At 41.1% G+C, this 26245-nt stretch carries 24 protein-coding genes and 1 tRNA gene; 7 read left to right on the top strand and 18 right to left on the bottom strand.

The genetic code is table 11. From position 1 onward, the window contains the following. Positions 1-81: 81 nt before the first annotated feature. From vex3 to cshA, 7 genes are all read right to left on the bottom strand, one after another. Positions 82-1461: an ABC transporter permease subunit Vex3 gene (gene vex3, locus D8801_RS05350; protein ID WP_125848393.1), complete on the bottom strand. Its 1380-nt coding sequence runs from the start codon at positions 1459-1461 to the stop codon at positions 82-84. Positions 1462-1506: 45 nt separating this feature from the next. After that, the gene (gene vex2 / locus D8801_RS05345; protein WP_000173740.1) at positions 1507-2154 is read right to left on the bottom strand and encodes an ABC transporter ATP-binding subunit Vex2; all 648 of its coding nucleotides are present in this window, start codon (positions 2152-2154) and stop codon (positions 1507-1509) included. Positions 2155-2272: 118 nt separating this feature from the next. Then, entirely contained in the window at positions 2273-3550 is a 1278-nt protein-coding gene (locus D8801_RS05340; protein ID WP_125848391.1) for an ABC transporter permease, read from the bottom strand. A 268-nt stretch (positions 3551-3818) separates the two neighbouring features. Further along, positions 3819-3904: transfer RNA gene (locus D8801_RS05335), tRNA-Leu, on the bottom strand. 80 nt (positions 3905-3984) lie between these two features. Beyond that, a complete protein-coding gene (locus D8801_RS05330) occupies positions 3985-4560 on the bottom strand; it encodes a cysteine hydrolase family protein (protein WP_125848389.1) in 576 nt (191 codons plus the stop codon). Continuing rightward, positions 4560-5348 carry a GTP-sensing pleiotropic transcriptional regulator CodY gene (gene codY, locus D8801_RS05325; protein WP_004243007.1) on the bottom strand — a complete coding sequence of 263 codons (789 nt, stop codon included), beginning with the start codon at positions 5346-5348 and terminating at the stop codon, positions 4560-4562. Before codY ends, D8801_RS05330 begins: the two co-directional genes overlap by 1 nt. A gap of 282 nt (positions 5349-5630) precedes the next feature. Further along, positions 5631-7208, bottom strand: coding sequence for a degradosome RNA helicase CshA (cshA, locus tag D8801_RS05320; protein ID WP_125848387.1), 1578 nt, complete (start codon positions 7206-7208; stop codon positions 5631-5633). A 348-nt stretch (positions 7209-7556) separates the two neighbouring features. Here cshA and D8801_RS05315 point away from each other — a divergent pair, with 348 nt between their 5' ends. The 7 genes from D8801_RS05315 to D8801_RS05280 all read left to right on the top strand — a co-directional run bounded on the left by D8801_RS05315 (position 7557) and on the right by D8801_RS05280 (position 15794). Beyond that, positions 7557-8873 carry an FAD-containing oxidoreductase gene (locus tag D8801_RS05315; RefSeq protein WP_000958953.1) on the top strand — a complete coding sequence of 439 codons (1317 nt, stop codon included), beginning with the start codon at positions 7557-7559 and terminating at the stop codon, positions 8871-8873. A gap of 164 nt (positions 8874-9037) precedes the next feature. Continuing rightward, the gene (locus D8801_RS05310; RefSeq protein WP_125848385.1) at positions 9038-10243 is read left to right on the top strand and encodes a hypothetical protein; all 1206 of its coding nucleotides are present in this window, start codon (positions 9038-9040) and stop codon (positions 10241-10243) included. Between the two features lie 585 nt (positions 10244-10828). Beyond that, positions 10829-11584: a hypothetical protein gene (locus tag D8801_RS05305; protein ID WP_125848383.1), complete on the top strand. Its 756-nt coding sequence runs from the start codon at positions 10829-10831 to the stop codon at positions 11582-11584. 291 nt (positions 11585-11875) lie between these two features. Next, positions 11876-13219: a lipid II isoglutaminyl synthase subunit MurT gene (murT, locus tag D8801_RS05300; protein ID WP_125848382.1), complete on the top strand. Its 1344-nt coding sequence runs from the start codon at positions 11876-11878 to the stop codon at positions 13217-13219. Further along, a complete protein-coding gene (gatD, locus tag D8801_RS05295) occupies positions 13219-14001 on the top strand; it encodes a lipid II isoglutaminyl synthase subunit GatD (protein WP_125848380.1) in 783 nt (260 codons plus the stop codon). The genes murT and gatD overlap by 1 nt, the downstream gene beginning before the upstream one ends. A gap of 128 nt (positions 14002-14129) precedes the next feature. Next, a complete protein-coding gene (locus D8801_RS05290) occupies positions 14130-15212 on the top strand; it encodes a M24 family metallopeptidase (RefSeq protein ID WP_125848378.1) in 1083 nt (360 codons plus the stop codon). 108 nt (positions 15213-15320) lie between these two features. Then, complete coding sequence (locus D8801_RS05280) at positions 15321-15794, top strand: GNAT family N-acetyltransferase (RefSeq protein WP_125848543.1); 474 nt, start codon at positions 15321-15323, stop codon at positions 15792-15794. 52 nt (positions 15795-15846) lie between these two features. Here the strand turns inward: D8801_RS05280 and D8801_RS05275 are convergent, their stop codons facing one another. The 11 genes from D8801_RS05275 to D8801_RS05225 form a co-directional block, all read right to left on the bottom strand. After that, a complete protein-coding gene (locus D8801_RS05275; RefSeq protein WP_125848376.1) occupies positions 15847-16308 on the bottom strand; it encodes an ECF transporter S component in 462 nt (153 codons plus the stop codon). Further along, positions 16286-17059 carry a bifunctional hydroxymethylpyrimidine kinase/phosphomethylpyrimidine kinase gene (locus D8801_RS05270; RefSeq protein WP_125848374.1) on the bottom strand — a complete coding sequence of 258 codons (774 nt, stop codon included), beginning with the start codon at positions 17057-17059 and terminating at the stop codon, positions 16286-16288. The genes D8801_RS05275 and D8801_RS05270 overlap by 23 nt, the downstream gene beginning before the upstream one ends. Then, positions 17049-17798, bottom strand: coding sequence for a tRNA pseudouridine(38-40) synthase TruA (gene truA, locus D8801_RS05265; protein ID WP_125848372.1), 750 nt, complete (start codon positions 17796-17798; stop codon positions 17049-17051). The genes D8801_RS05270 and truA overlap by 11 nt, the downstream gene beginning before the upstream one ends. A 97-nt stretch (positions 17799-17895) precedes the next feature. Then, positions 17896-19047 (bottom strand): MFS transporter, encoded by a 1152-nt coding sequence (locus D8801_RS05260; RefSeq protein ID WP_125848370.1) that lies wholly within the window; start codon positions 19045-19047, stop codon positions 17896-17898. A 112-nt stretch (positions 19048-19159) separates the two neighbouring features. Next, on the bottom strand, positions 19160-19783 hold the full coding sequence (locus tag D8801_RS05255; protein ID WP_125848368.1) for a Pr6Pr family membrane protein: 624 nt from the start codon (positions 19781-19783) through the stop codon (positions 19160-19162). A gap of 2 nt (positions 19784-19785) precedes the next feature. Further along, positions 19786-20124 (bottom strand): zinc ribbon domain-containing protein YjdM, encoded by a 339-nt coding sequence (locus tag D8801_RS05250; protein WP_001061600.1) that lies wholly within the window; start codon positions 20122-20124, stop codon positions 19786-19788. Between the two features lie 210 nt (positions 20125-20334). Then, the gene (locus D8801_RS05245; RefSeq protein WP_125848366.1) at positions 20335-20853 is read right to left on the bottom strand and encodes a Dps family protein; all 519 of its coding nucleotides are present in this window, start codon (positions 20851-20853) and stop codon (positions 20335-20337) included. 148 nt (positions 20854-21001) lie between these two features. Next, positions 21002-22783, bottom strand: coding sequence for an ABC transporter ATP-binding protein (locus D8801_RS05240; protein WP_125848364.1), 1782 nt, complete (start codon positions 22781-22783; stop codon positions 21002-21004). 8 nt (positions 22784-22791) lie between these two features. Further along, complete coding sequence (locus D8801_RS05235) at positions 22792-24528, bottom strand: ABC transporter ATP-binding protein (RefSeq protein ID WP_125848362.1); 1737 nt, start codon at positions 24526-24528, stop codon at positions 22792-22794. 177 nt (positions 24529-24705) lie between these two features. Continuing rightward, entirely contained in the window at positions 24706-25464 is a 759-nt protein-coding gene (gene tpiA, locus D8801_RS05230) for a triose-phosphate isomerase (RefSeq protein WP_000087891.1), read from the bottom strand. Positions 25465-25560: 96 nt separating this feature from the next. Then, the gene (locus tag D8801_RS05225) at positions 25561-26238 is read right to left on the bottom strand and encodes a DnaD domain-containing protein (protein WP_125848360.1); all 678 of its coding nucleotides are present in this window, start codon (positions 26236-26238) and stop codon (positions 25561-25563) included. Positions 26239-26245: the final 7 nt, after the last annotated feature.

The following is a 26245-nucleotide window of genomic DNA, read 5'->3' as shown; positions in this document are numbered from 1 at the left end:
AAGAAGCCTTATCAAGACGAAGCAGATAAAAATGCTACCTATATTATACCCCATTTAGGGGAGAATAGGTAGCAAGTTTTTTTATTCGCTATCGAGCAAGAGCTCTTTTGGTTGTTTTCTGAGGAGATTGCTTGAAGCAAGCGCCATAACGAGAACCACTAGAACCAAGGCAAGGACAAAGACGATGATGAAGTCTGATGTCTGAATAGAAATATCTAGGCTCGACAAGGTCTTGCTAAAGCCATCTACTTCAGCACCACCACCAAGGTTAGAGGCTTGAGCAGCCTTGCTGGCTTGCTTGGCAACACCTGAAGTGACATTGGCAAGAACAGTGTTCCCGATTGCACGAGCTGTGTAGTTGGCTAGGAAGTAGGCAGAAACAAGAGCAGGGACGGCAACCAAAATCGATTCAGTGATGAATTGACCCAAGATACTTGTCTGCTTGAGACCGATAGAGAGGAGGATTCCCACTTCCTTGCGACGGGCGTTGATCCAAAGGCTGAGTAAGAGTGCAAGGAGAAGGACTGAGAAACTCAAGCTACCCCAGAAGAGGAGATTAGCCATCTTGTACATACCAGAGATGGATTGCTCAAGAGCTGGGTAGTTAGAGGAGCTCTTCACAAGTGTGTAGCTCTTCCAGTTGATACCGCTGATGCCATTCAACTCTTTCATGACATCATCCAAGTTCTTGTCCGCTGTTACAAAGAAAGTTGCGTCCCCATAAATAGCTGTGTCTTCTGTGTATCCATAAAGTTTAGCAGCCGTATGGATGTCTGTGATAGCAGTATTTTCGTAGAGTTCTTGTGAGTAGGTTACTGCCGACTTATTGTGACCATCAAAGAGTCCCTTAATTGTCACTTCAACTGTTTCCTTGGCTCCTTTTTCATTGTCTGCATCATAGATATTGGAGTCCAATTTGACCTTATCTCCGACTTTCCAGCCGTGTTTAGCTGCCAAGTCCTTGTGCATGAGAATCTTGTCTTTGTCATCGTTGGTTAGGTGCTCACCTTCAACCAGCTTATATGAGCCAGAGACAAACTTATCTTCTTTAGAGGAGTCATTGACACCTGTAATCATCAAACTGCTTCCAAACCGTTTGGCACGATCTGCAGTGAGATTTTTCTTGGTTTCTGGCGTTTCAATGAGATCATATCCAGTTAAATCTCCGATAGCGTTGATACGTTTAACATAAGACTCGATGGCCTTATTTTCAGTGATTTTTTTGATATCCTCACCCTTGATATTCCCAGCACCACGTGGCGTTCCTTGATTGACGCGACGATTGATTTGCATGGAGAAGCTGTTGGTGATATTTTTAAAGGTCTCCTGAGAAGCCTTGGCAGTAGCTCCCTTGATCGACAAGCCGACCAAACTCAAGCTCGCCATGAGGAGAATAATCAGGAAGATAACAATTGATTTGAAAAACTTCCTTGTAACATAGGCAAATGCGTTGTGTAACATAGGTTCCCTTTCTAGATTTGATAATTCTATCAAAACAAGCTCATATTATTTAGTAGTATTGCGAGTTTCAGTCAGTTTCTTATCCTTCAACTCAAGTGTAATATCTGACGCTTGCGCCACTTCTTTACTATGTGTAACGACAATTACACATTTACCTGTTTTCTCGGCAAGTGATTTGAGCAGTTCAATAATATCTCCAGCAGTTTTAGGGTCCAGATTTCCTGTTGGCTCATCAGCTAGAATAACTGGAGCTTCTGATACCAAACTGCGAGCGATGGCAACACGTTGCTGTTGCCCACCTGATAACTGGAGAACATTCCGCTTGATCTGACTTTCATCCAAACCAAGCTCAAGAAGGGTATCCTTAGTCGCCTTTTTGTTGACCAAGCGGATATTTTCCAGTGGAGAAAGATAATCAATCAAATTATAATTTTGAAAGACCAGAGAAATATGGTGCATGCGATGGTAAGAATATCCCTTGTTCCGAATGTCCTCTCCTTGGAAAAGGATGGAACCTTCGACAGGACTATCTAGACCAGCAAGTAGGGACAAGAGAGTGGATTTTCCTGCTCCTGACTCACCAATGATACTATAAAATTTCCCAGGTTCAAAATTATACTTGATCTGATATAAAACTGCTTCAGCAGTGTTCTTATAACGGTAGGTAACATCTTGCAATTGTAATAAAGTCATGATTTCTCCTTCTTATACTCAATGAAAATCAAAGAGCAAACTAGGAAGCTAGTTGCAGGCTGTACTTGAGTACGGCAAAGCGAAGCTGACGCGGTTTGAATTTGATTTTCGAAGAGTATTAACTAATAGATGATAAAATTTCTTTTGGCGATTTTCTAAACAAGAATACGAAACAAAGGGCTACAGACAAGCAACTAATCAGGAGCAGAAAAACATAGGATTCTGCAAAGGATAGGAGACTAGTTGATAGACCGCTTGCTTTGGCCAGCGTGTCCTGTAAGCTTGCCTGATCTCCACTTGCTAGTACAGTTTGTAGCAAATAGGATGTAATGGCCTTCCCAGCAATAAAGGATGGAAGCAAAGCTCCAAGAGATACCAACACCACCTCTAAACAGAACTGTAGGAAGATTGAGCTCTTGCCTTTTCCAAGTGCCAGTAAAATCCCCACTTCGTAGACCCTTTCTCTCAACCAGAGAGACAAGACCAAAATTAAGGCTCCAGCTCCAGCTATCAACATCCCATAAAGGAAGATGGTGAGGAAGGTTTGGAAGGTTGCAACTGAGTCTTTGATTTGTTCAAAGGCCTTGTTTTCCTTCTCTACTTGATAGCCTTGACTTTCTAAAGCCAAGCTTTCCACTTGCTTCATGAGTCCGTCCATTTCCTTAGGATTTTCTACATAGAAGCGCGCTGCACTGACTTGCGGTTCACTATTTCCCAGAAGAGTTTGGCTACTTTCATAGTCTGTAAAGACTTGGTTTTCACTGAAGTCATAAGACAAGCCTGTGAATTTTTCTTGCTTTTTACCAGAAAAGATGCCGACAATCTCAAACTCAACTGTTTGCCCTTTTCCAGATTCTGACTGACCAGCATCCAAGCGAATCTTGTCATGAAGGGAAAGACCGTTCTTCTTAGCCAACTCTTCGTGGATCAGGATTTTCTTGGAATCCCCTTTTTGAAGGTGTCGGCCTTCTTTTAGATTGAAAGCTGAGCTGGTGAAGGTAACATCCTTGGATGAATCCTCAAGAGCCGTTAAGCTAACCAAGTTCTTGTCCGCAGCGGACAAATCATCTCGTTCTACGCTCTGCTCACCACTCACCGCTTCCTTGTCTTTCAGTTTTGCGACCGTCTCGAGTTCAGGAGAGACATTTTCCAGTCCCTTAATCTTACTCACAGATGCTAGGTCCGACAACTTGAAGGTCTGACCATTTTCTATCTTCTTAATAGAAAAAGAGGTATTGAGTGATTTGTAAAGATTCGTTTCTACTGTTTTGTTGGACTTCATCAGAGTCAAACAGGCTGAAATTCCTGCTAAAAGGACAAATAAAATCAGAAATAAAATAAAACTTCTCAGTCGTTTTCTGCTGACATAAGCCCAAGCTCTTTGGATTGGATTCATTTGTCACCTCCATATTTGTAAGACTATTATAAAATCCAAATATGAAATGTTTATGAAATCGAAAAAATTTTTCGATTTATTTTTTGAAAAAATGAAGAAAGCTAGCAACTGCTAACTTTCCTCATATTAGAACACGTTTTACCAATCAAAAATCGATTCCATGCTATAAATGATAGTTCTTGATGCCAAGTTCTTCCGATAGTCGAACTGTACCTCTAGCCTTCTTTGGAAAAACAAAAAGAGCTAGCCAAAGCTAACTCTTACCCTATGCGGAGAGAGGGACTTGAACCCTCACGACCTAAAGCGGTCACAGGATCCTTAGTCCTGCGCGTCTGCCAATTCCGCCATCCCCGCGTCGATTACTTTACTAGTATATCAACTTTCAAAACCTTTGTCAACACTTTTTTCAGATTTTTTTCATTTTTCCAAGGGAATCATTCTTTAATTTCAGCCAAATTTTCATCCAACAATTTGGCTCCCAGAGTATTCTTAAAATGTCCAAGAGCAAACTGATGATTTTCTGGCCAGATAGAGGCAACCGCAGGCTTGACAATCTCGATTTGATAACCTAGATTATAAGCATCAATAGCCGTATGAAGAACACAAATATCCGTCAAAACACCTGTTAAAATAACAGTATCAACCCGACGTTCCCGCAAACGAATATCAAGATCCGTTCCTGAAAATGCTGAATAGTGACGCTTGTCCATCCAAAAGACGCGACTATCCGCCTCATGCTCAACATAAAAGTCAGCTAGGGGGCCATAAAGGTTGCGACCACTAGTTCCAATGATATTGTGAGGTGGGAAAAGTTTACTCTCAGGATGAAAATCATCCCCTTCCTCATGAGCATCAATGGTGAAGAAAACATAGTCTCCACGATCAAAAGCCAGTCTAGTCACCTGAGCAATCGCCTCAGAAATAGCTTGAGCAGGAGCACCTGCTGTCAATTTTCCATGGTCTGCTACAAAATCCTCTGTATAGTCAATCGAGATTAAAGCCTTTGTCATTAGTAGTCCCTCTTTTTCACTTCCTCAAAGATATCTGAAATCAATACCTTGAGATAGGTCCCCTTCATTCCTAGTGAACGGCTTTCAATAATTCCTGCCGACTCTAGCTTACGGAGAGCATTGACGATTACTGAGCGCGTAATACCGATACGATCTGCAATGACAGATGCAGTCAATTGTCCTTCATTTCCATTTAGCTCAGATAAAATAGCTGAAACAGCACGAAGTTCTGAGTAGGAGAGGGTATTGACTGCCATAGTTACAGCAGTACGGCGACGGATATTTTTCTCATCTTCTTCACGTTGGAAGTTCAAGAGTTGAATCCCCACAACAGTACTTGCAATCTCAACAAGAATCAAATCCTCATCTTCAAATTTCTTATCATTACGCCAAATAATCAATGAACCTAGGCGAATCCCTGATACATGAATGGGAGCAATGGTTGTCAAACCATCTGGAAAATCCGCACGACTCTCTACAGGGAAAATGGTCAAATCATGTTCAATAGGAAGATTGGCCTCCGTATCGTAGATCATGTTTGCCCCTTGTACATAGTCATCTGGGAACGTCTTGGTTTGGAAAAACTGCTCTACACGGTCTGTATTGGTTTTATAGCGCATAAAGTAGCCCAAAAGACGGCCCTTGCTATTGACAATGCAGGCATTGCAATCAATAATGTCTGCTAGTTGACGTGTAATGGCATTGTATGGAAGTTCATCCTGCATTTGCTCTTCTGAGCGTTTTAAAATTGATGTAATTTTTCTTGTTTTTTCTAATAAATGTGCCATTTTTTACCTCGCATATAATCGCTTCCATTATAACATAGAAAAGTCTTTATTTCAATAATTATCTGAAAATTGCTTATTGAATTGCAATTTTTAAAAGCAAAAATATTTTAGAAAAATAGCAATTTTTTATTGACATTCCGTTTTGATTTTTATATAATAATATTATAAGAAGATGGATTAAAGTTCCCCTTCCCATCTCACCTTTCCTTTACTTTTATACATCTTCTTTTACCCTTGGTCTCCTTATATATAAAAGCGATTCACCCAGTGAATCGCTTTTTCCTATTTGTCTCCTTTGTTACGAATAACAAAGCCTGTTTTCTTTTCACTTGAAGTGTTGTGAGGTTTTTTATTGTCTTTATTACGATAGCGTCTGTCTTTATCAAAACGATCGTTCCCACGACTGCCTTTCTTGAACTCATCACGACGACCATTGCCACGGCGATCACGGTCTCGACGGTCGTCTCCACGACGGGCTCCTCGACCTCCCTTGCCTTTGCCACCAAAGCCATTACCTGATGGTTTAAATGGCAGTGGTTTTTCACGCGCAATTTCCACTTCAGGAAGGCTGTCTGGATCTTGGACTGTCAGACTCAAGATATACATAGCCAATTCTTCTGGACTAAATTCGGCAGCTAACTTACGAGCATCTTTAGCAAATTTCTCAAAATTCCCACGAATAGTTTCATCCGCAAAATCCCGTTCGATTTTCTTGAGCGCTACTTGTTTCTTAGCTTGGAAGGCTTCTTCTGCTGTTGCTGGTTTCAAGCCTTTCATGCGTTTCTTAGTCAAGTTTTCAATAATTTGAAGGTAGCCTATTTCATTTGGAGAAACAAAGGTAATAGATTGACCTGACTTACCAGCACGACCTGTACGACCGATACGGTGAACATAGCTTTCAGGATCTTGAGGAATGTCGTAGTTATATACATGGGTCACACCTGAGATATCCAAACCACGTGCTGCCACGTCTGTCGCAACTAGGACATCAAGATTCCCATTTTTAAAATCACGAAGGACACGAAGACGTTTGTTTTGGTCTAAGTCACCATGAATCCCTTCTGCACGGAAGCCACGGATTTTAAGACCACGAGTCAATTCATCTACACGGCGTTTGGTACGACCAAATACGATAGCAAGTTCTGGTTGTTCCACGTCCATGAGACGGGTCATGGTATCAAATTTCTCTTGTTCTTTGATACGGATATAGTACTGATCCACCAGCTCTGTTGTCAATTCCTTGGCAGCAATCTTCACATGCTCAGGATCCTTCATAAACTGAACACCAATACGTTTGATAGCATCTGGCATGGTTGCTGAAAAGAGTAAGGTTTGACGATTTTCAGGGACACGGGAAATGATGGCTTCGATGTCTTCAAGGAAGCCCATGTTGAGCATTTCATCCGCTTCGTCAAGGATAAGCGTTTCAATATCTTGTAATTTCAAGGCCTTGCGTTTAATCAAGTCCAAGAGACGGCCTGGTGTTCCTACCACGATATGGGCACCTGATTTAAGGGCCTTGATTTGTTTCTCAATGCTGGAACCACCGTAAACTGAGCGAACTTTCACTCCCTTGCTACGGCCAAATCGGAAAAGTTCTTCTTGGCTTTGAACAGCGAGTTCACGAGTTGGAGCGATGACCAAGGCTTGGATGGTCGCTTCTTCTGTACGGATTTTTTCAAGGGTTGGCAAGCCAAAGGCTGCAGTTTTTCCTGTACCAGTCTGAGCTTGACCGATAACGTCTTTTCCCTCAAGAGCCAAAGGAATGGTCTGCTCTTGGATGGGACTTGCTTCTACAAATCCAGCTTTTTCAATCTCTGCTAGCAAATCAGCAGACAAGTTAAATTCATTAAATTTCACGTTTTTCTTCTTTCTAAAGATGGTGCGAAGCCATCCTATAGGGCTTAGTATATACTTTTCTTTTCATGACGTATCTTTATTTAAAAATGAGATACCATGTTGCTTCTTTTCCACGAAAGAAAAGTACTAGTTCTTTGCAACCTATCTAGTATAACATAAGAGAGAAGCAAAAGATAGTAGAATCCTTAAGGAAAATCATGTAAACGATTTTCTAATAGTAAAGTGGCCTGAAACTGGTCTTTCAAAGGATTTGAAGGGACCATTTCAAACTCACTTCACTTCCCGTAGCAGATTTGTGCAAAAAGTGTTTTCTTATGCTAGAATGAAAATCGAATAGGAGGACTATAAATGTTAACATATGATTTAATCGTTATTGGATTTGGTAAAGCTGGGAAGACACTAGCTGGTAAATTGGCTTCAGCTGGCAAAAAAGTTGCCCTTGTTGAACGTAGCAAAGCTATGTACGGTGGAACTTGTATCAACATCGGATGTATCCCAACTAAAACCTTGCTAGTCGCTGCTGAGAAGGACTTGTCTTTTGAAGAAGTCATTGCTACCAAAAATACTATCACTAGTCGCCTCAACGGTAAAAACTATGCTACTGTTGCTGGTACAGGTGTGGATATATTTGATGCGGAAGCTCACTTCCTTTCAAACAAGGTCATCGAAATCCAAGCTGGTGATGAAAAACAAGAACTGACTGCTGAAACTATCGTTATCAACACTGGTGCTGTTTCAAACGTCTTGCCAATCCCTGGACTTGCTACAAGCAAAAACGTCTTTGACTCAACAGGTATCCAAAACTTGGACAAATTGCCAGAAAAACTCGGTGTCCTTGGTGGCGGAAATATCGGTCTTGAATTTGCAGGTCTTTACAACAAACTTGGAAGCAAAGTTACAGTCCTAGATGCCTTGGATACTTTCCTACCTCGTGCAGAACCTTCCATTGCAGCTCTTGCTAAACAATACATGGAAGAAGACGGTATTGAATTGCTTCAAAACATTCGTACAACTGAAATCAAAAATGACGGTGACCAAGTCCTTGTCGTAACTGAAAACGAAACCTACCGTTTCGATGCCCTTCTCTACGCAACTGGACGTAAACCGAATGTAGAACCACTTCAACTTGAAAATACAGATATTGAACTTACTGAACGTGGTGCTATCAAGGTCGACAAACATTGTCAAACAAACGTTCCTGGTGTCTTTGCAGTTGGAGATGTCAACGGTGGACCTCAATTTACCTACATCTCACTTGATGACTTCCGTGTTGTCTATAGCTACCTTGCTGGAGATGGTAGCTACACACTTGAAGACCGTCTCAATGTACCAAACACTATGTTCATCACACCTGCACTTTCACAAGTTGGTTTGACGGAAAGCCAAGCAGCTGATTTGAAACTTCCATACGCAGTTAAGGAAATCCCTGTTGCTGCCATGCCTCGTGGTCATGTAAACGGAGACCTTCGCGGAGCTTTCAAAGCTGTTGTGAACACTGAAACAAAGGAAATTCTTGGAGCAAGCATCTTCTCAGAAGGTTCACAAGAGATCATCAACATCATCACTGTTGCGATGGACAACAAGATTCCTTACACTTACTTCACAAAACAGATCTTCACTCACCCAACCTTGGCTGAGAACTTGAATGACTTGTTTGCGATTTAAGTTTTCAGATATTCTCCACAAGACAAGCATCCATTTCGATGTTTGTCTTTTTCTATCCAGTCTATCGTTTCCTTGCAAGATTATTTGTGCTTTTAGCTGTAAAAGCTTATAATATAGGTGTAGGATGTTGTCTTCATTTTCTGTTCAAAAAGGAGGCTAGTCACATGGGGAAGCAAGTTAAACTGTCAAAACACTCTCCTTTTTCCTTTCTATCCAAAGAAAAAAGTACGACTGTGAAAACACTGGTTTTCTGTGTCAGTATAGTCTTTATTTTTCTCCTGCTTTGCTGGATACTTTTTCGCTTGATTTCACCTCAAAAACAGCAATTCACAGTCAATCAGACTGCTGATTTTTACCTTGTCAATTCGAAATCAATCCAAAGTTATCAGTTGCAAAACGATCAGTTTCAGCTCATGAAGACTGAGGATGTCTCCATTGCAGAAGATGTCAATTTCTGGTTTCCTCAGGGACGGTTTGACAATCGCTATCTCGTCTTTTCATCTGGAAATACCAGAGGGAAGGCATCCACTCAGAACATCGTATCTCTTGACTTTCAGACAGGGGACATACGGAAAACTTCAACTCCCTTCTATGCTTATTCGGGAGCTGGAGTATCAGACAAGTTCTTCTACACAGGCCAAACTACAACTGAGGATGGGGTGCTCAGTATGTTTGACATCTCAGGAAAGCTGATTACTCATAAAACATTCTCCGAATCCACTTCCTTTCCGATCCAGTTTCATGGAAGAGGGAATCGCCTCTACCTCGGCCTGGGATTTCACGATGAGTCTCGCCAACGACCCGCTTTAGTGTTTGATGGATATTTAGTAGAATTAGACGAAAATGACCAACTAAAGGAATTGTCTCGCACACCTCTGACAAGCGAAGGAAAGATCGTTGAAATGTTGACGTCTTCTGAATTAATCGGTGACAATTATTACAGTAGCGTTGCTTATACCCGAAATACAGAAACTTTCTCCAAGGATCCAGACAATCGCATACTTGTCATGAACTTGTCTAGTAAGGAAAAGCACTTCATCACGCTACCAGAGAACAATCCAAATCTTCTTTATAAAACACCGAAAGAAGACCGATTGATTGTAAAACACGAGGCGGATGGAAATGATCGCTGTGCCTTATCTATTGTCAATCTCTCTGATGAATCTAGCTATCTAATCAATGTCAGAAAAGATTTGCCTGACTCTACAGAAGAAATAATACACATCGATACAAGTTTGACAAACAAGGTATTGGTCGTAACCAATCAACATTTCTTATTGTATTCCTTAGAAAATGGACAACTTCTAACCAAAACAAAACTGGAACTGAAGCAAAATGACTTCCCTGTCGTAACTTGGTTTCAGAACTAACCACTCACAGCCCTCATCGGGCTGTTTTTTTTCTGCGAAATCTCAAATCTGTCTTTTCCCTCTTTTATGATATAATGTCCACACTTTACTTAGCAGTCCTAATTATATATTGAGTCTCAGGTCGCTCTTTTAAATATCAGCAATACATATGACTTTAAATAACTTGCTTCAACTCATCGTTTTATGAGTAATTTAAAAAGATATTTTGCAATGATTGTTTCGTACCTAATTAGGTAAATTAGGCACTCTTCGCGCGGTCATGTGTGTATTTTCATCATTTGTGAGAAGATTTTACTGTTTGCAAATTGATGGCTAAGTCGATATATTTTTTCTTCTTAAATATTTTACAAATTATTTGATCTTTTTAAAGATAAGAATCACTTTCTAATCAATCAAAGGATACTTCAAATTTCTTCGTTCTTGATAATATGAGCAATACTCCGCAAAATATTTAAACTTTATCATTGTAAAAAATATCGAAAGAAATCCCATATTACATTAGTATATATTTGGTATAGGATGAAATTGACTTTCGAAAACATTAACTATATAATGTCTGTAAACAAGAAACAATGAGGTAACGATATGAATAAAACAGAATTACTATTACAAAGACTAAATGATATTGGTCAGTCTCTAAAAGATTCTAGACAAGCACTAGCTTTGCTGGCACTTGGTTCTTGCGGAGCAGAAAGAGAACGATTGGATCAGTACTCCGATTTGGATTTCTTTGTTATTGTAAAAGATGGCTACAAGCAGGCCTATATCCAGGACCTAACCTGGTTAAGTAAGCTAGAACCAATTGCATTTCACTACCAAAATACAGTGGACGGACATAAAGTTCTATTTGAAGATGATGTTTTTTGTGAATTTGCTATCTTTGAAGCTCACGAACTAGTAAACATTCCCTTCGCTGAAGGCAAAATTATCTGGAAGGAGGTCGGTTTTGATGGAACAATCTGCCAGCCACAAAGATTGCCATCAAAAGAAAATAGAGACCGTGAATGGCTGTTGGGAGAAATTTTATGCAACCTATATATAGGACTAGGTCGCTATCAACGAGGGGAAAAATTGGCTGCTTATGATTTCATCCAAAACAGATCTGTCAAGCTCTGGACTGAACTAATCAATTTGGAAAAAACTTCTAAATCTGATTTTATAGATATTTTTAACAGCAACAGAAGATTTGAAAAAGGTTATCCAAATGAGTCCAAACAATTGCCTCACTTCTTGCAAGGTTACGAACGAATTTCTGAATCTGCTCAGGCACTCCTAGAATATCTTGATAAACACTATCCTCTTAACGCATTTATAAAAGAAAAAATTCGTAATTTATTATAAAAGAGACTTTCCAAAAAATAATCTAAATCCCAAAAGTTAGGTATCTTTGTCAACTATAATGGATTAATGAAATTTTAAAACCTGTAGAGGATAATTGATGTCCTCTCCTTTTTTATGTTCATAGTGAGAAAGATTCATTTCTTAAAGTTGCCAAAGTTATCAAATCCAAAGATATTGTATTTGATTGGTTTAATCAGAACTTAAAAAGCACCTCTAAGGTTACTTCTTTAGTTGATCTTAGAGGTTACTTTAGTTATTGGACTGCTGGGCGCAGTATGATATAATAGAAACATGAAATTAAAAACTACTTTGGGCCTCCTAGCTGGGCGTTCATCTCACTTCATCTTGAGCCGTCTTGGCCGTGGAAGTACGCTCCCAGGAAAACTTGCCCTTCAATTTGATAAAGATATATTACAAAATCTAGCTAAGAACTACGAGATTGTCGTGGTCACTGGAACCAATGGAAAAACCCTGACAACTGCCCTCACTGTCGGCATTTTAAAAGAGGTCTATGGTCAAGTTCTGACCAATCCTAGTGGCGCCAACATGATCACAGGGATTACGACGACCTTCTTGACTGCCAAATCCTCTAAAACTGGGAAAAACATTGCTGTTCTAGAAATTGATGAGGCCAGTCTATCTCGTATCTGTGACTACATTCATCCTAGCCTTTTTGTCATCACCAACATTTTCCGTGATCAGATGGACCGCTACGGTGAGATTTACACAACTTATAAGATGATTTTGGATGCCATTCGTAAGGTGCCTACGGCTACTGTTCTCCTCAATGGCGACAGTCCGCTTTTCTACAAGCCAGCTATTCCAAATTCTGTACAGTATTTTGGTTTTGATTTGGAGAAAGGGCCAGCCCAACTGGCTCACTACAATACCGAAGGGATTCTCTGCCCTGACTGTCAAGGCATCCTCAAATATGAGCACAATACCTATGCCAACTTGGGTGCCTATATCTGTGAAAATTGTGGTTGCAAACGACCTGACTTGGACTACCGTCTGACAGAACTGGTTGAGTTGACCAACAATCGCTCTCGCTTTGTCATTGACGGCCAAGAATACGGCATCCAAATCGGTGGACTTTACAACATCTACAATGCGCTAGCTGCGGTTGCCATCGCCCGTTTCCTCGGGGCTGATTCACAACTCATCAAGCAAGGATTTGATAAGAGCCGTGCTGTCTTTGGACGCCAGGAAACCTTCCATATCGGCGACAAGGAATGTACACTCGTTCTCATCAAAAATCCAGTAGGTGCGACCCAAGCTATCGAAATGATCAAACTAGCACCTTACCCATTTAGCCTATCTGTTCTTCTTAATGCCAACTATGCTGATGGGATTGATACTAGTTGGATCTGGGATGCTGACTTTGAACAAATCATTGACATGGACATTCCTGAAATCAACGCAGGCGGTGTTCGTCATTCTGAAATCGCACGTCGTCTACGGGTGACAGGCTATCCAGCTGATAAAATCACTGAAACAAGTAATCTGGAGCAAGTTCTCAAAACCATTGAGAACCAAGACTGCAAGCATGCCTATATCCTAGCAACCTATACTGCTATGCTGGAATTCCGCGAACTGCTGGCTAGTCGTCAGATTGTTAGAAAGGAGATGAACTAATGGTTTATACTTCACTTTCCTCAAAAGCTGGCAACTACCCTTATCAGCTCAACATCGCCCACCTCTATGGAAACCTCATGAATACCTACGGGGACAATGGAAACATCCTTATGCTCAAGTATGTGGCTGAAAAACTGGGGGCCCATGTGACGGTTGACATCGTTTCTCTCCATGATAACTTTGATGAAAATCACTATGATATCGCCTTTTTCGGTGGGGGTCAAGACTTTGAACAAAGCATCATCGCAGGCGACTTACCTGCTAAAAAAGAGAGCATTGACAACTACATCCAAAATGATGGTGTGGTTCTAGCCATCTGCGGTGGTTTCCAACTATTGGGTCAATATTATGTTGAAGCTTCAGGCAAGCGCATCGAAGGTCTAGGGGTCATGGGCCACTATACCCTCAACCAGACCAATAATCGCTTTATCGGTGACATCAAGATTCACAATGAAGATTTCGATGAAACCTACTATGGATTTGAAAATCACCAAGGTCGCACCTTCCTCTCGGATGATCAAAAGCCACTCGGCCAAGTTATTTACGGAAATGGAAACAACGAAGAAAAGGTCGGCGAAGGGGTTCACTATAAAAATGTTTTCGGTTCCTACTTCCACGGACCTATCCTCTCTCGTAATGCCAATCTGGCTTATCGTCTAGTCACTACTGCCCTCAAGAAAAAATACGGTCAGGATATCCAACTCCCTGCCTATGAGGACATCCTCAGCCAAGAAATCGCTGAAGAATACAGCGACGTCAAAAGCAAGGCTGACTTTTCTTAAACCAAGGAAAATCATATCAAAGAACTCCGCTATCTTGTCGGAGTTCTTTTTTGCTTGCTCTTTTACCCTTCTCCCTTGCATTTTCTCTCATTTTTTGCCAAAATAGAGGGGTAGAAAGAAGGTAGCATATGTCTAAATTACAACAAATCGTAACATATCTTGAATCAGAAAAACTAGACGTCGCTGTCGTATCTGACCCCGTCACTATCAATTACCTCACTGGCTTTTACAGTGATCCTCATGAACGCCAAATGTTCCTTTTTGTCCTAGCGGATCAGGAGCCTCTCCTCTTTGTTCCAGCCCTTGAAGTAGAACGTGCAAGTAGCACCGTTTCCTTCCCAGTTGTGGGCTATGTGGATTCTGAAAATCCTTGGCAAAAAATCAAAAACGCTTTGCCTCAGCACGACTTCAAACGTGTCGCTGTTGAGTTTGACAACCTCATCTTAACCAAGTATCATGGTTTGAAAACGGTCTTTGAAACTGCTGAGTTTGAAAACCTCACTCCTCGTATCCAACGCATGCGCCTCATCAAATCAGCTGATGAAGTCCAAAAAATGATGGTTGCAGGTCTCTATGCTGATAAAGCTGTAAAAGTTGGTTTTGACAATATTTCTCTTGATAAAACAGAGACAGATATCATTGCCCAAATTGACTTTGCCATGAAACGTGAAGGCTATGAAATGAGCTTTGATACTATGGTCTTGACTGGCGATAACGCCGCAAATCCGCACGGAATTCCTGGTGCAAACAAGGTTGAAAAAGACGCCCTTCTCCTCTTTGACCTGGGTGTTATGGTCAATGGCTACGCATCAGATATGACTCGTACAGTCGCTGTCGGCAAACCAGACCAATTCAAGAAAGATATTTACAACTTGACCCTTGAAGCCCAACAAGCTGCTCTTGACTTTATCAAACCTGGTGTGACTGCTCATGAAGTAGACCGCGCTGCCCGTGAAGTCATCGAAAAAGCTGGTTACGGTGAGTACTTTAACCACCGTCTCGGTCACGGTATCGGTATGGATGTCCACGAATTCCCATCTATCATGGAAGGAAATGACATGGTCATCGAAGAAGGCATGTGCTTCTCTGTTGAACCAGGTATCTATATCCCTGGTAAAGTCGGCGTTCGTATCGAAGACTGTGGTGTTGTTACCAAGGATGGCTTTGACCTCTTTACAAGCACCAGCAAAGACTTGCTTTATTTTGATTAACCTAAACGCTCCCAAGCTCTTCCTTCAAAACAGCTTGGGGCTATTTTATTGTCATTTTTCTTCTATTATGCTAAACTAATAAAATATTTCAAAATAAGGAGATGTTTCATGGCTATTCGAAAAGCTAAACAAGAAGATATTCCTAAATTACTTGATTTGTTACAACAAATCCTTACAGTACACCACCAAGCTCGACCAGATATTTTTAAACAAACTGGGGCTAAATATAGTTCCTCTGACTTGCAAACCCTGCTCTCTCAAGAACATACGCCTATTTTTGTTTTTGAAGATGAAAAGGGACAAGTTCTCGGACATCTATTTTGTACCATCAAAGATAAAACTGATAACCCTGTTCTCCAAGAAATCAAAAACCTTTTTATCGAAGATTTATGTGTGGATCAAGATGCTCGTGGTCAAAAAATTGGTGATCAACTTTATCAATTTGCTCTCAATTATGCTAAAGAAATTGGCTGCCACAATCTAACCTTAAGTGTCTGGAATGATAACGAGGGTGCACTCCGCTTTTATCAAAGAAAAGGAATGAAGCCACAGGAAACAACCATGGAAGTGATTATTGATTGAAAATCTAGTGTATAAAAAATATTCAACTGAAAAATCTCAGTTGAATATTTTTTTATTTTATCTTCTTAATAGCTTGGACAAGTAGAAATCCTACAACCATTCCAACAAAATTCTGCAATAAATTATGAGGAACATCTGCCAAGGCTATCCCCCAACCTTTCATCCAAGCGGTAGCAAATGCATATCCAGCTACCATGATAATAGTTGCCAAAAGCAATCCAAGCCACTGCCATTTCTCTTTAAAGCCTGCAAAATATCCCTGCAAACCATGGAAAATCAAACTAAAGAACATCCAGTGAGGATAACCTGAAATAAGGTCAATGATAAAACCTCCTAAACCTCCAACGATACCTCCTTCACGTCTCCCAAAATAAAAGGCCGTAAAGAAAATTCCAGTATCCAAAAAAGTTAATATTCCTGTTTGAGTTGGGATTTTTACAATATAACCCAAAACTACTGATAGGGCTGTCAAGATTGATACAAGGGCGATTTTAGTTGTTTTTGTTTGCTTCATATTGTCTTACTCCATATTGATCTGCTTGTGCAATAGCACGGTAAACGAAAGCCTTAGAGCTCTCTACTGCTGTTAAAAGGTCATCACCTTTGACCAGATGACTGGCAATGCTTGATGCAAAGGTACAACCTGCACCAGCATTTTGGCCTTGGATGACGGGATTTTCTAGAACAGTGAAAGTTTGTCCATCATAAAAGACATCTACAGCCTTGTCCTGACTGAGGCGATTGCCTCCCTTGATAATAACTGCTGGCGCTCCTAAATCATGCAATTTCTGCGCTGCAGTTTTCATATCTTCCAAGGTTTTAATCTCTTGATCAGCTAATAATTCTCCCTCTGGAAGATTTGGCGTAATCACACTGACATGAGGAAAAAAGCGGATCAATTCTTGGCAGAGTTCACTGACTGCCACGTCGTGCGTTTCCTTGCAGACCAAGACAGGGTCTAACACCACAGGTACTCCTGGGCGTTGTTTGATAAAATCCAAGGCTTTCTCAGCCACACTGACAGTAGGGAGAAGACCAATCTTGATTCCCGCAAAGTCCACATCACGCAAACTATCCAACTCATGTTGAAAAATAGTATCGTCCGTTGGAAAGACTTCAAAACCCTTTTCTGTCAAGGCTGTCAAACAAGTCACTGCTACAAAACCATGCAAACCATTTAAAGTATAGGTAGCCAAATCAGCTGACAAACCGCCACAACTAAAAATATCATTTCCAGAAAGTGCTAAAATACGATTATTCCTCATAACGAATCTCCTTCAAATACAAGCCATTTGGTGCTGCAGTGGGACCTGCAAGCTGTCTGTCTTTTTTTTCCAAGATCAAGTCAATCTGCTCAACTGGCATTCGATTATTTCCGATTTTGAGCAGCGTCCCCACCATATTGCGAATCTGCTTATACAAGAAGCCATTTCCTGAAAAGGTAAAGGTCAAAAACTGCCCTGTCTCATCGACTGTTAAACTCGCTTCTGTAATGGTCCGAACCTTGTCCTCTACACTGGTACCAGATGCTGTAAAACCAGTAAAATCATGGGTTCCCTCTAGCTTTTTGATTGCCATCTGCATCCGCTCCACATCGAGCGGATAGGGAAAATGAGTGGCATAATGACGATGCATAGGATTTTTGGGGCGCCCTCTATCTACGATAAACTCATAGGTCTTGCTATGTTTTGCATAACGGCAATGAAAATCATCGGCCACAATCTCAATCAAAATCACATCGATATCTTCAGGAGACTGGGTATCTAGAGCAAAACGGAGTTTTTCCTCATCCATCTGATAGGGCAGGTCAAAATGAATCACCTGTCCCAAAGCATGGACCCCACTATCCGTCCTACCAGCACCGTGAACAGCGATGGCTTGCCCCTTATTGAGTCTCGTTAAGGTTTTTTCGATTTCCTCTTGAACGCTCCGCGCATGAGGCTGGCGCTGAAAACCAGCAAAGGCATAACCGTCATAGGAAATGATTGCTTTATATCTTGTCATAAGTCTTATTTTATCAAGAAATAAGACTGCAAACAAGTTTAAAAAACAATAATTGTCTGGGGACAAAAAACAAAAAGAAAAACTTAGGAAATCAATCCTAAGCTTTCTTTTGAAGTACAAACATGACAAATACGGAAGTCACTATTAACCAGCATCCTAGAATGGTGAAGACCAACATACCGTTTTGAGTCACCAAGCCAATCGCCCCAAGAATGAAAGGTGTCGTAAAGGCTCCAAAGCTACATCCTAGCACTGCGAAAGATGTCGCCTGATTAAGGAGGTTAGCTAGGATTCTTTCAGAAAGAAGCTGAAAGACAGTGGTCAAGGCTACGCTGTAGGCAAAACCTGCCACAATACTTCCAACTATCATCACACCCAATGACGGAGACAAAGCTATCACAATCTGTCCCAATCCAAAGGTGATACCTGACCAAAGAAGCAATCTTTCTTTAAAGAGAGAAATCAAGAGAGAAAAACTCACGCCAGCCACAATCCCAATCAACTGCATGACACTTAAAACCAAACTCGATAACTGGGCATCCCCTAGACCTCTTTCCACCATCAGACTAGGAATACGAATGGTGATAGCTGTGTTGGTGCAGACAACAACTGCTGCTTCGACAGCCAATAGAAAAATTAAGCCTTTCATCTGTCCTGTCAAACGAGTCGTTTCGGCCTCTTTTTTCTTTGTTTCTTTCTTTTCTTTCCCATAAGGGACAAAGAGCAGATAAAGAATCAATACTAAAAATCCCGCACTGTAGGCCAAGAAGGTCACTGTCCATCCCAAGGATAAGAGTTGACCTACCATTAGAGTTAAAATCGACGCCCCGACAACTTCTGCTGATCCGCGGAGACCCAGCATCTGGATCCGTGTCTTTCCATGATAGCGTTCGCTGATGATGGAAATAGCCTTGGCATTGATCATCCCAACACCCAAGCCAAATAAAATCCGCGTAGCAAAGACAAAGTTATAATCCTGATACCAGAAGGGAGCTGTCCCACCGATAGAGAGGATGAGAAGTCCCAGACTAATCTGAAGTCGCTCAGGAAGCAAACGCTCCAAAAACCCATTTAAAACCAGCATAATCATGATTCCAAAAGAAGGGAGACTGACCAGGAGCTCGATTTGTTCTTTGGGGTAGCCTTGATAATAGTCAAACATGGCTGGTAAAGCACTCGAGATGGAAAAGGAGGTAATCAAAACGAGGGAGAGGGCCAAAATACTAGCCCGTTCTAAATATTGTTTCATGGATTTTCTTTCTATATATTTCTCACTGTTGATCCTTTTAAAAGGAAGATGGCAAGAAAAGAAGGAGCCCGATTGAACTAGAGACTCCGTCCTAACTTTCCTAATAGGAAGACTATTTTCGCTTGATTTGCTTGATCAGATAGAAGATAAAGCCTGCAACCATATAAGCCACAAAAATGATCAAACACCATTTGATGACCACGTCCCAACCCTTGTTCACATTCAAAAAGAAATAGGGGAAGGGATTGTCCTTGGAATTCGGAATATTGAGTTTCAAGACAAGACCATTAAACAAGGCAAAAATCATATAAACCAAGGGCAAGATAGTCCACAAGACTGGATCCCAGATCTTGTATCGACCCTGTTTATCAAAGAAGAGGGTGTCAGCTAAAAACCAGAGTGGAACGATATAGTGGCAAAGGAAATTTTCCACACGGTAAAAGTCTGTCGCAATCGGAGCAAGCATAAAATGGTAAATCACACAGGTAATCATGATACTCATGGTAACACCACCCTTGAGGCGAAGCAAGGTCGGACTTTGCCAATTTTCACCTGAACGGCTCATCACACGGAGCAGATAGCCCGTGAAAATCGTTACCAAAAGATTGGACAACACTGTGTAGTAAAGAAGCATACCAAAGCCACCGTGCTTGGTAATCTCCAAATAAACTCCTGTAAATGCTGCTAAGAACAAGAGCACACGACTATAAAAGATAAATTTATAATTCAGTTTCATGGCTAGATTTTCTTAACAAATTCTGACTTGAGTTTCATAGCTCCAAAACCATCAATCTTACAGTCGATGTTGTGGTCACCTTCTACGATACGGATATTTTTAACACGAGTTCCTTGTTTCAAATCCTTTGGCGCACCTTTTACTTTCAAGTCCTTGATAAGGGTTACAGTATCGCCGTCGGCTAATTTATTTCCGTTGGCATCGATAGCAACAACACCTTCTTCTACTTCTGCAACTTCTGCAGGATTCCACTCATAGGCACACTCTGGGCAGACCAAGAGACTTCCGTCTTCATAGACATATTCTGAATTACATTTTGGACAATTTGGTAAGTTGTTCATGGGTTCTCCTTATAACATTTCACTATTTTTTGAAAATCAAAATTTCTCGAACAGCAACTATTATACCGTAAAATCCTACTTTTGACAATGTGTCCTAAGTCCAGCAGACAAAAAAGTCATGCAACTGTTTACAGTTACATGACTTTTAAAAGATGATTGGTCAGGGGCACTTATCAAGCACCTCATGATAAAAGGGGTAGCAACTATATCTTACAAACCAGGAGCTTGTCCAAGTTCTGCTGTAAGCATCCAAACTGTTTTCTCAAGTTCAGCCTTAGCCCCAACAAAGATATCGTTTGTAACATCATCGCCTTCTTCGTCAGTTACATCCAAAGCTTTTTGGAAAAGAGTGATGAGGTAGCGATAAATAGCTAGAACACGTTCCAAGCTTTCTTCAACGTTACGGAATTCTCCTTCTTCTTCTTCGATTTCACTGTGTTGAAGGAACTCTGTCAAAGTTGAGTAAGGTTTGCCACCAAGGGTAATCAAACGTTCGCTAATTTCGTCAAGATAGCCATCAAGACTGTCCATGTATTCATCCATTTTTGGATGCCATACGAGGAAGCCACGACCACGCATATACCAGTGAACTTGGTGAAGAGCAATGTGAGCCACATACAAGTCCGCTACTGCTTGGTTCAATACTTCCTTTGTTTTTGCCAATGCTACTGGCGCTGTCTTAGATAATGTTGTTACGTCTTTTAATGCATCTTTTTTCAATTCAACCATTTTTCTCACCTCATAATATTATTTTTGTAACCAATTTATTGATTACTACCTAAGTATACTACTCCTGGTATACAAAAGCAAGGAAATTAACTCATATTAAAAAAGTTGTAATTGACTGATAATTTAAGAAAAATTTAGCTTTATTTTATTAGCTGACTTGATCAGATTTGCTCGAAAATTGGCTTTGATAAAGATTATAATAAAAACCTTTTGCTTGGAGCAAGCTTTCATGGTTTCCCTGCTCAATAATCTGTCCATCCTTAAGAACGAGAATCTTGTCTGCTTCTTGAATGGTCGAGAGACGGTGGGCGATGACAAAGCTGGTTCTTCCCTTCATCAAGCGTTTCATGGCTTTTTGAATCAAGAGTTCCAAACGAGTATCAACTGAGGAAGTCGCTTCATCCAGAATGAGAATTTTAGGATTGGCTAGGAGAGCACGCGCGATGGTCAAAAGTTGTTTTTGCCCGAGGGAAATATTGCTTGACTCTTGGTTCATCTCCATGTTGTAACCACCAGGAAGAGTTCGGATAAAGTGGTCTACATTTGCCGCTTTGGCAGCCTCTACAATATCCTCATCACTGGCGTCAAGATTTCCAAAACGTAGGTTTTCTTTGATCGTACCTTCGTAGAGCCAAGCATCCTGCAAGACCATCCCAAACTGACGGCGGTAGTCTTGTCGTGACAACTGACGAATATCTTGTCCGTCAACCAAGATAGAACCTGCTGTAACATCGTAAAAACGCATGAGCAGATTGATTAAGGTTGTCTTACCTGCACCAGTTGGACCAACGATCGCTACCATCTCTCCTGGTTGAACTTCTAGATTAAAGTCTCGAATCAATGGTTTGTTTTCGACATACTGGAAATCAACCTGCTTAAAGGTTACCTGACCTGTTAAGGGTTCAAGGATTTTGAGTTCTTCTCCCTCTACTTCCTCAGTCTCATCCAAGATGTCAAAGATGCGGTCTAACGAAGACTTGGCACTTTGCATTTGACCCGCAAGTTGTGTAATGTTTTGGATAGGCTGGCTAACCTGCCAGACATACTGAACAAAAGCCTGCATATTCCCTACTGTCAAACGACCTGCAATAACCTGCAAACCACCAAGAACTGCAACGATCAGATAGGTCAAATCCGATACGGCATGAAGGGCTGGCATCATGAGTCCAGAGATAAAGCTGGCTTTAAAACCAACACGTTGGAGATCGTCTGTAATCTTAGAAAATTCTTTATGAGAAGTTTCCTCACGACCATAAAGTTTCAAGACATTAAAACCTGTAAGATTTTCCTGCACATAGCCATTCATCCGTCCTAAAATAGCCGCCTGTTCTTTAAAATAAGGCTGAGAACGTTTCAGGATGCTTCTGGCACCAAAATAGGTCACTGGAATGGATAGAATCACCACTATAGCCAACTGAAAATTCAAATATAATACCATTCCCATCACGAGGACAATCGTCAGAACGGCATTGACAATTTGGAGGAAAGACTGTTGAAGAGCGTTGGAGACTGTCTCAACGTCACTGGTAAAGCGCCCCAACAAATCACCAAACTGGTGTTTGTCAAAGAAAGACACAGGGATACGATTGATCTTTTCAGTCATTTCATTTCGCAGATCCTGAGTCATAGACTGGACTGCATTGGTCATGAAATAATTGGAATAATAAGACCCAAGTTCATACAATAGACCTCTAAAGAGGTAAATGATTAAAACAGTTCCGATGTAGCCAGTATTGATACCAGCACCTGCAAGACCATTAGCCATATCTAAGAGATTCTTTGTCAACTCCGTAATGGCTAGCCCCAAGACAAAAGGCTCCAAGACACTCATGACCACACTCAAAACTTTTAGAAAGACTGCAAAGAAAACAGAAAAATGGTAGGCTTTTAAATAGCTCCACAAACGAGCCAAACTAGATTGTGTTTTCATATTTCCTCCTATTCTTCTGTGAGAGATGCATTTTTCAACTGCGACTCAGCTATTTCACGATAGATGTCATTGGTTTCCATTAATTCCTCATGGCGACCGCGACCCACGATTTCTCCCTTATCAAGAACGATGATCTGATCCGCATCCATGATAGTTCCGACACGTTGAGCGACAATTAAAACTGTAGCATTCTGCGTTACTTCCTTGAGACGACGGCGTAAAATGGCATCCGTACGATAGTCCAGGGCTGAAAAGGAATCGTCAAAAATATAGATATCAGGATTCTTTATAACCGCTCGGGCAATTGATAGACGTTGTTTCTGTCCTCCAGAAAGATTACTTCCACCTTCAGCTAGATGAGTCGCAAAGCCTTCTTCTCGGCTTTCGATAAAATCTTTGGCTTGCGCCACGTCCGCTGCCTGATGTAGGTCTTTGTGACTAGCATCTTCCTTCCCATAGCGGATATTTTCAGCGATAGTTCCTGTAAACAGCAAGGCCTTCTGCGGGATAAAACCAATCTTTTGACGGAGAGACTTGAGGCGGTAATCCCTCACATCGACACCATCAACCTTAATTTTCCCAAGTGTGACATCGTAAAAACGAGGAATCAATTGCACAAGAGAGGACTTGCCCGATCCGGTCGATCCGATAAAGGCAATAGTTTCACCTGGTTTAGCGCTGAAAGAAATGTTGTGCAAAACAGGATTTTCCGTCTCACCAGGATAGGCAAAGGTGACATTTTCAAATTCCAAATATCCGTGGGTTGCTGTCTCTCTGACGCCTCCTTCATTAGGATCAATAGAAATCGGCATCTCCATGACTTCTTTCAAGCGTTCACTCGAAACCGCTGTACGAGGGTACATGGTAAAGAGGCTAGATAAAAAAAGGAAGGACAAGAGGGCGTGGAAACTATATTCGATAAAGGCCACCAGGTCCCCAATTTGCAAGCTTCCTTGTTTGATAGGATCCAGAGCAAACCAGACAATAGCCACAATCATAGCAATAATAATCTGAACAAACAAGGGTTCTGTCAAGCCAGTTAGTTTAAACAGACGATTGGAATTAGCTGCATAGACCGCATTTTGCCCTGCAAAGCGTTCCTCTTGAAATTCCTCACGAGCAAAGGCACGAATGACACGGAGTCCCATCAGATTTTCTCTAGCGTATTGATTGATCTTGTCTAAGGTAGCCTGCTGTTTCTCTGACAAAGGGCGAGTCTTAACAGCCACATAAATAACCACCACGGCCAAGAAAGGTACTGCAAAAGCTACTATCCAAGCTAATGACGGGCTGGTCAAAAAGATCATTAAAATACTAGACAGCATCATCATGGGAGTGATGACACCCAGTTTTAAGGTCTGTTCTGCAAACTGCATGAGAACAAAGGCATCACTGGTGATACGAGTAACCAGTGAAGATACTCCTATCTTTTCATATTCATGATGGGAATACTCTTGTAATTTGGCATAGAGATCATCCCTCATATCCTTGACCATATTGGTCGTCAGCTTACTAGCAGCATAAGCTAAGACTATACGTCCCAAGGTTCCACATAGGATAATCACCAGCATAATTGCAGCCCAAACATACAATTGCTGTTCATTCCCTTTATTCACACCTTCATCAATCATCCGAGCCAGAACAGTTGGCAGTCCAAGATTGACAATCACAAAGAAAACCGCCCCAAAGAAATCCAAGAATAACCACTTGGGATATTTTTTCAAATAAGACCAAATATAGAGCATAACTCCTCCTTTCATAACTTTTTGATACAGAAAAGAGCGCGCATCCGCACGCCTTTCCTTCCCTAAGGAACTTTCCTAATCTGAAAAAATCCTTTTCACAAGAATGCTCCAAGTAAAAACAAGACAGGCAGTCAAAGTCACCTGGTACTTTTGACTGTCTGTCTGGAAAAACTTAGATTATTTTACAAAATCAAGCAATGCCAAGAAGCTTTCAGCTTCAAGTGACGCACCTCCAACAAGGGCACCGTCAACGTCTGGGCAAGCCATGTATGAAGCAACGTTCTCAGGTTTAACTGAACCACCGTATTGAACACGAACTTTGTCAGCAACTTCTTGACCAAAGTCAGCAGCTACAACGTCACGAACAACTTTACACATTTTTTGTGCATCGTCTTGTGAAGCTGATTTACCAGTACCGATTGCCCAGATTGGCTCATAAGCGATAACTGATGCAGCAACTTGTTCAGCTGTCAATCCAGCCAAAGCAGCAGATACTTGAGCACCTACGAATTCAGCCGCTTTACCAGCTTCGTAAGTTTCAAGTGACTCACCACAACAGATGATTGGAAGCATACCATTTGCAAAGATTGCTTTTGCTTTTTTGTTGATATCTTCGTCAGTTTCATGGAAGTAGTCACGACGTTCTGAGTGACCGATAACAACGTAGTCTGTACCGATTTCTTTCAAAACTTGTGGGCTAGTTTCACCAGTGAAAGCACCTGCATTTTCAAAGTAGCAGTTTTGAGCAGCAACTTTAAGGTTTGAACCTTTAGCAGCAGCAAGAACAGCTGTCAAATCAAGAGCTGGAGCTGCGATACCTGCTTCAACAAGGTCTGATGAAGGAAGTTTTGAGGCAACGGCTTCAACGAATGCTTTTGCTTCTTCTGGATTTTTGTTCATTTTCCAGTTACCAGCGATAAATGGTTTACGTGACATTTCACATACCTCTTTTTTCATTTTATTTTCTATTATTTTATCATATTTATAAGGAGCTTGCAAATCCTACTCTAATTTACAAGATTTTTCAAGCGGCTACTCTTGCCACAAATTCATGGCATCAAGGAAATCAGCCGAAGCCTGAACTTGTTTAGGATTGTTTGCTTCTCTCTCTGCTCGTTTGGCCTCCACCTGAGCCACAGATTGAATGCCTTCATGGCGCCAATTCCGAAGGATGGCCTGAATATATTTCCAGTTTGGTTTGCCATTTAGAACCGCCTCTCGGAGAGCTTCCTTGATCAAATCCGCCTTAATTCCATCGTCTTTGACAGTCTTGGAAAGATCTTCGATTTCAAACGGCGTTAACAAACGTCCTAATTCCTGCTGGAAAGTCTCAACCAGATCCTTCAATTGATTTTGCGGGTTTGATGCTGTTGCAGCTGGAGTCTGACTATCCAACAAGTTATCCAAACGTTCAAAAGCCAGACTAGCATCAAAAATCAGCTCAATTTCCCCATTTAGTTCAATGGTCCGATATTGTAGCAAACCATTTTCAGTCAAGTTTGAAATGGATTGGTTGACATCTGCAAGTTCTTTTCCAATAGTTTCTGCAATTTGGCTTGGCGATAGCTCATCCAAAGCAGATGTATTTTGTAGATAAAAAAATTGCCAGACGAGAAAATCATCACTAGAAGGAAAGAGTTCCTTAAAATGCAAGAGCAGGGCACTTGGCAAAACCAAGTTCCCTGATTTGAAAGCGTCAAAATATGTCATAATTCCT

The organism is Streptococcus oralis, from assembly GCF_003943415.1.
Classification (GTDB): domain Bacteria; phylum Bacillota; class Bacilli; order Lactobacillales; family Streptococcaceae; genus Streptococcus; species Streptococcus oralis_BJ.
Note: the sequence above shows the minus strand (reverse complement) of the source record. Positions and strands in the feature narration are given on the sequence as shown.

Bases quoted from the DNA above. Each gene is read 5' to 3' on its own strand.
- vex3 (WP_125848393.1), bottom strand. From the start codon at position 1,461: ATGTTACACAACGCATTTGCCTATGTTACAAGGAAGTTTTTCAAATCA.
- vex2 (WP_000173740.1), bottom strand. From the start codon at position 2,154: ATGACTTTATTACAATTGCAAGATGTTACCTACCGTTATAAGAACACT.
- D8801_RS05340 (WP_125848391.1), bottom strand. From the start codon at position 3,550: ATGAATCCAATCCAAAGAGCTTGGGCTTATGTCAGCAGAAAACGACTG.
- D8801_RS05330 (WP_125848389.1), bottom strand. From the start codon at position 4,560: ATGACAAAGGCTTTAATCTCGATTGACTATACAGAGGATTTTGTAGCA.
- codY (WP_004243007.1), bottom strand. From the start codon at position 5,348: ATGGCACATTTATTAGAAAAAACAAGAAAAATTACATCAATTTTAAAA.
- D8801_RS05315 (WP_000958953.1), top strand. From the start codon at position 7,557: ATGTTAACATATGATTTAATCGTTATTGGATTTGGTAAAGCTGGGAAG.
- D8801_RS05310 (WP_125848385.1), top strand. From the start codon at position 9,038: ATGGGGAAGCAAGTTAAACTGTCAAAACACTCTCCTTTTTCCTTTCTA.
- D8801_RS05305 (WP_125848383.1), top strand. From the start codon at position 10,829: ATGAATAAAACAGAATTACTATTACAAAGACTAAATGATATTGGTCAG.
- murT (WP_125848382.1), top strand. From the start codon at position 11,876: ATGAAATTAAAAACTACTTTGGGCCTCCTAGCTGGGCGTTCATCTCAC.
- gatD (WP_125848380.1), top strand. From the start codon at position 13,219: ATGGTTTATACTTCACTTTCCTCAAAAGCTGGCAACTACCCTTATCAG.
- D8801_RS05290 (WP_125848378.1), top strand. From the start codon at position 14,130: ATGTCTAAATTACAACAAATCGTAACATATCTTGAATCAGAAAAACTA.
- D8801_RS05280 (WP_125848543.1), top strand. From the start codon at position 15,321: ATGGCTATTCGAAAAGCTAAACAAGAAGATATTCCTAAATTACTTGAT.
- D8801_RS05275 (WP_125848376.1), bottom strand. From the start codon at position 16,308: ATGAAGCAAACAAAAACAACTAAAATCGCCCTTGTATCAATCTTGACA.
- D8801_RS05270 (WP_125848374.1), bottom strand. From the start codon at position 17,059: ATGAGGAATAATCGTATTTTAGCACTTTCTGGAAATGATATTTTTAGT.
- truA (WP_125848372.1), bottom strand. From the start codon at position 17,798: ATGACAAGATATAAAGCAATCATTTCCTATGACGGTTATGCCTTTGCT.
- D8801_RS05260 (WP_125848370.1), bottom strand. From the start codon at position 19,047: ATGAAACAATATTTAGAACGGGCTAGTATTTTGGCCCTCTCCCTCGTT.
- D8801_RS05255 (WP_125848368.1), bottom strand. From the start codon at position 19,783: ATGAAACTGAATTATAAATTTATCTTTTATAGTCGTGTGCTCTTGTTC.
- D8801_RS05250 (WP_001061600.1), bottom strand. From the start codon at position 20,124: ATGAACAACTTACCAAATTGTCCAAAATGTAATTCAGAATATGTCTAT.
- D8801_RS05245 (WP_125848366.1), bottom strand. From the start codon at position 20,853: ATGGTTGAATTGAAAAAAGATGCATTAAAAGACGTAACAACATTATCT.
- D8801_RS05240 (WP_125848364.1), bottom strand. From the start codon at position 22,783: ATGAAAACACAATCTAGTTTGGCTCGTTTGTGGAGCTATTTAAAAGCC.
- D8801_RS05235 (WP_125848362.1), bottom strand. From the start codon at position 24,528: ATGCTCTATATTTGGTCTTATTTGAAAAAATATCCCAAGTGGTTATTC.
- tpiA (WP_000087891.1), bottom strand. From the start codon at position 25,464: ATGTCACGTAAACCATTTATCGCTGGTAACTGGAAAATGAACAAAAAT.
- D8801_RS05225 (WP_125848360.1), bottom strand. From the start codon at position 26,238: ATGACATATTTTGACGCTTTCAAATCAGGGAACTTGGTTTTGCCAAGT.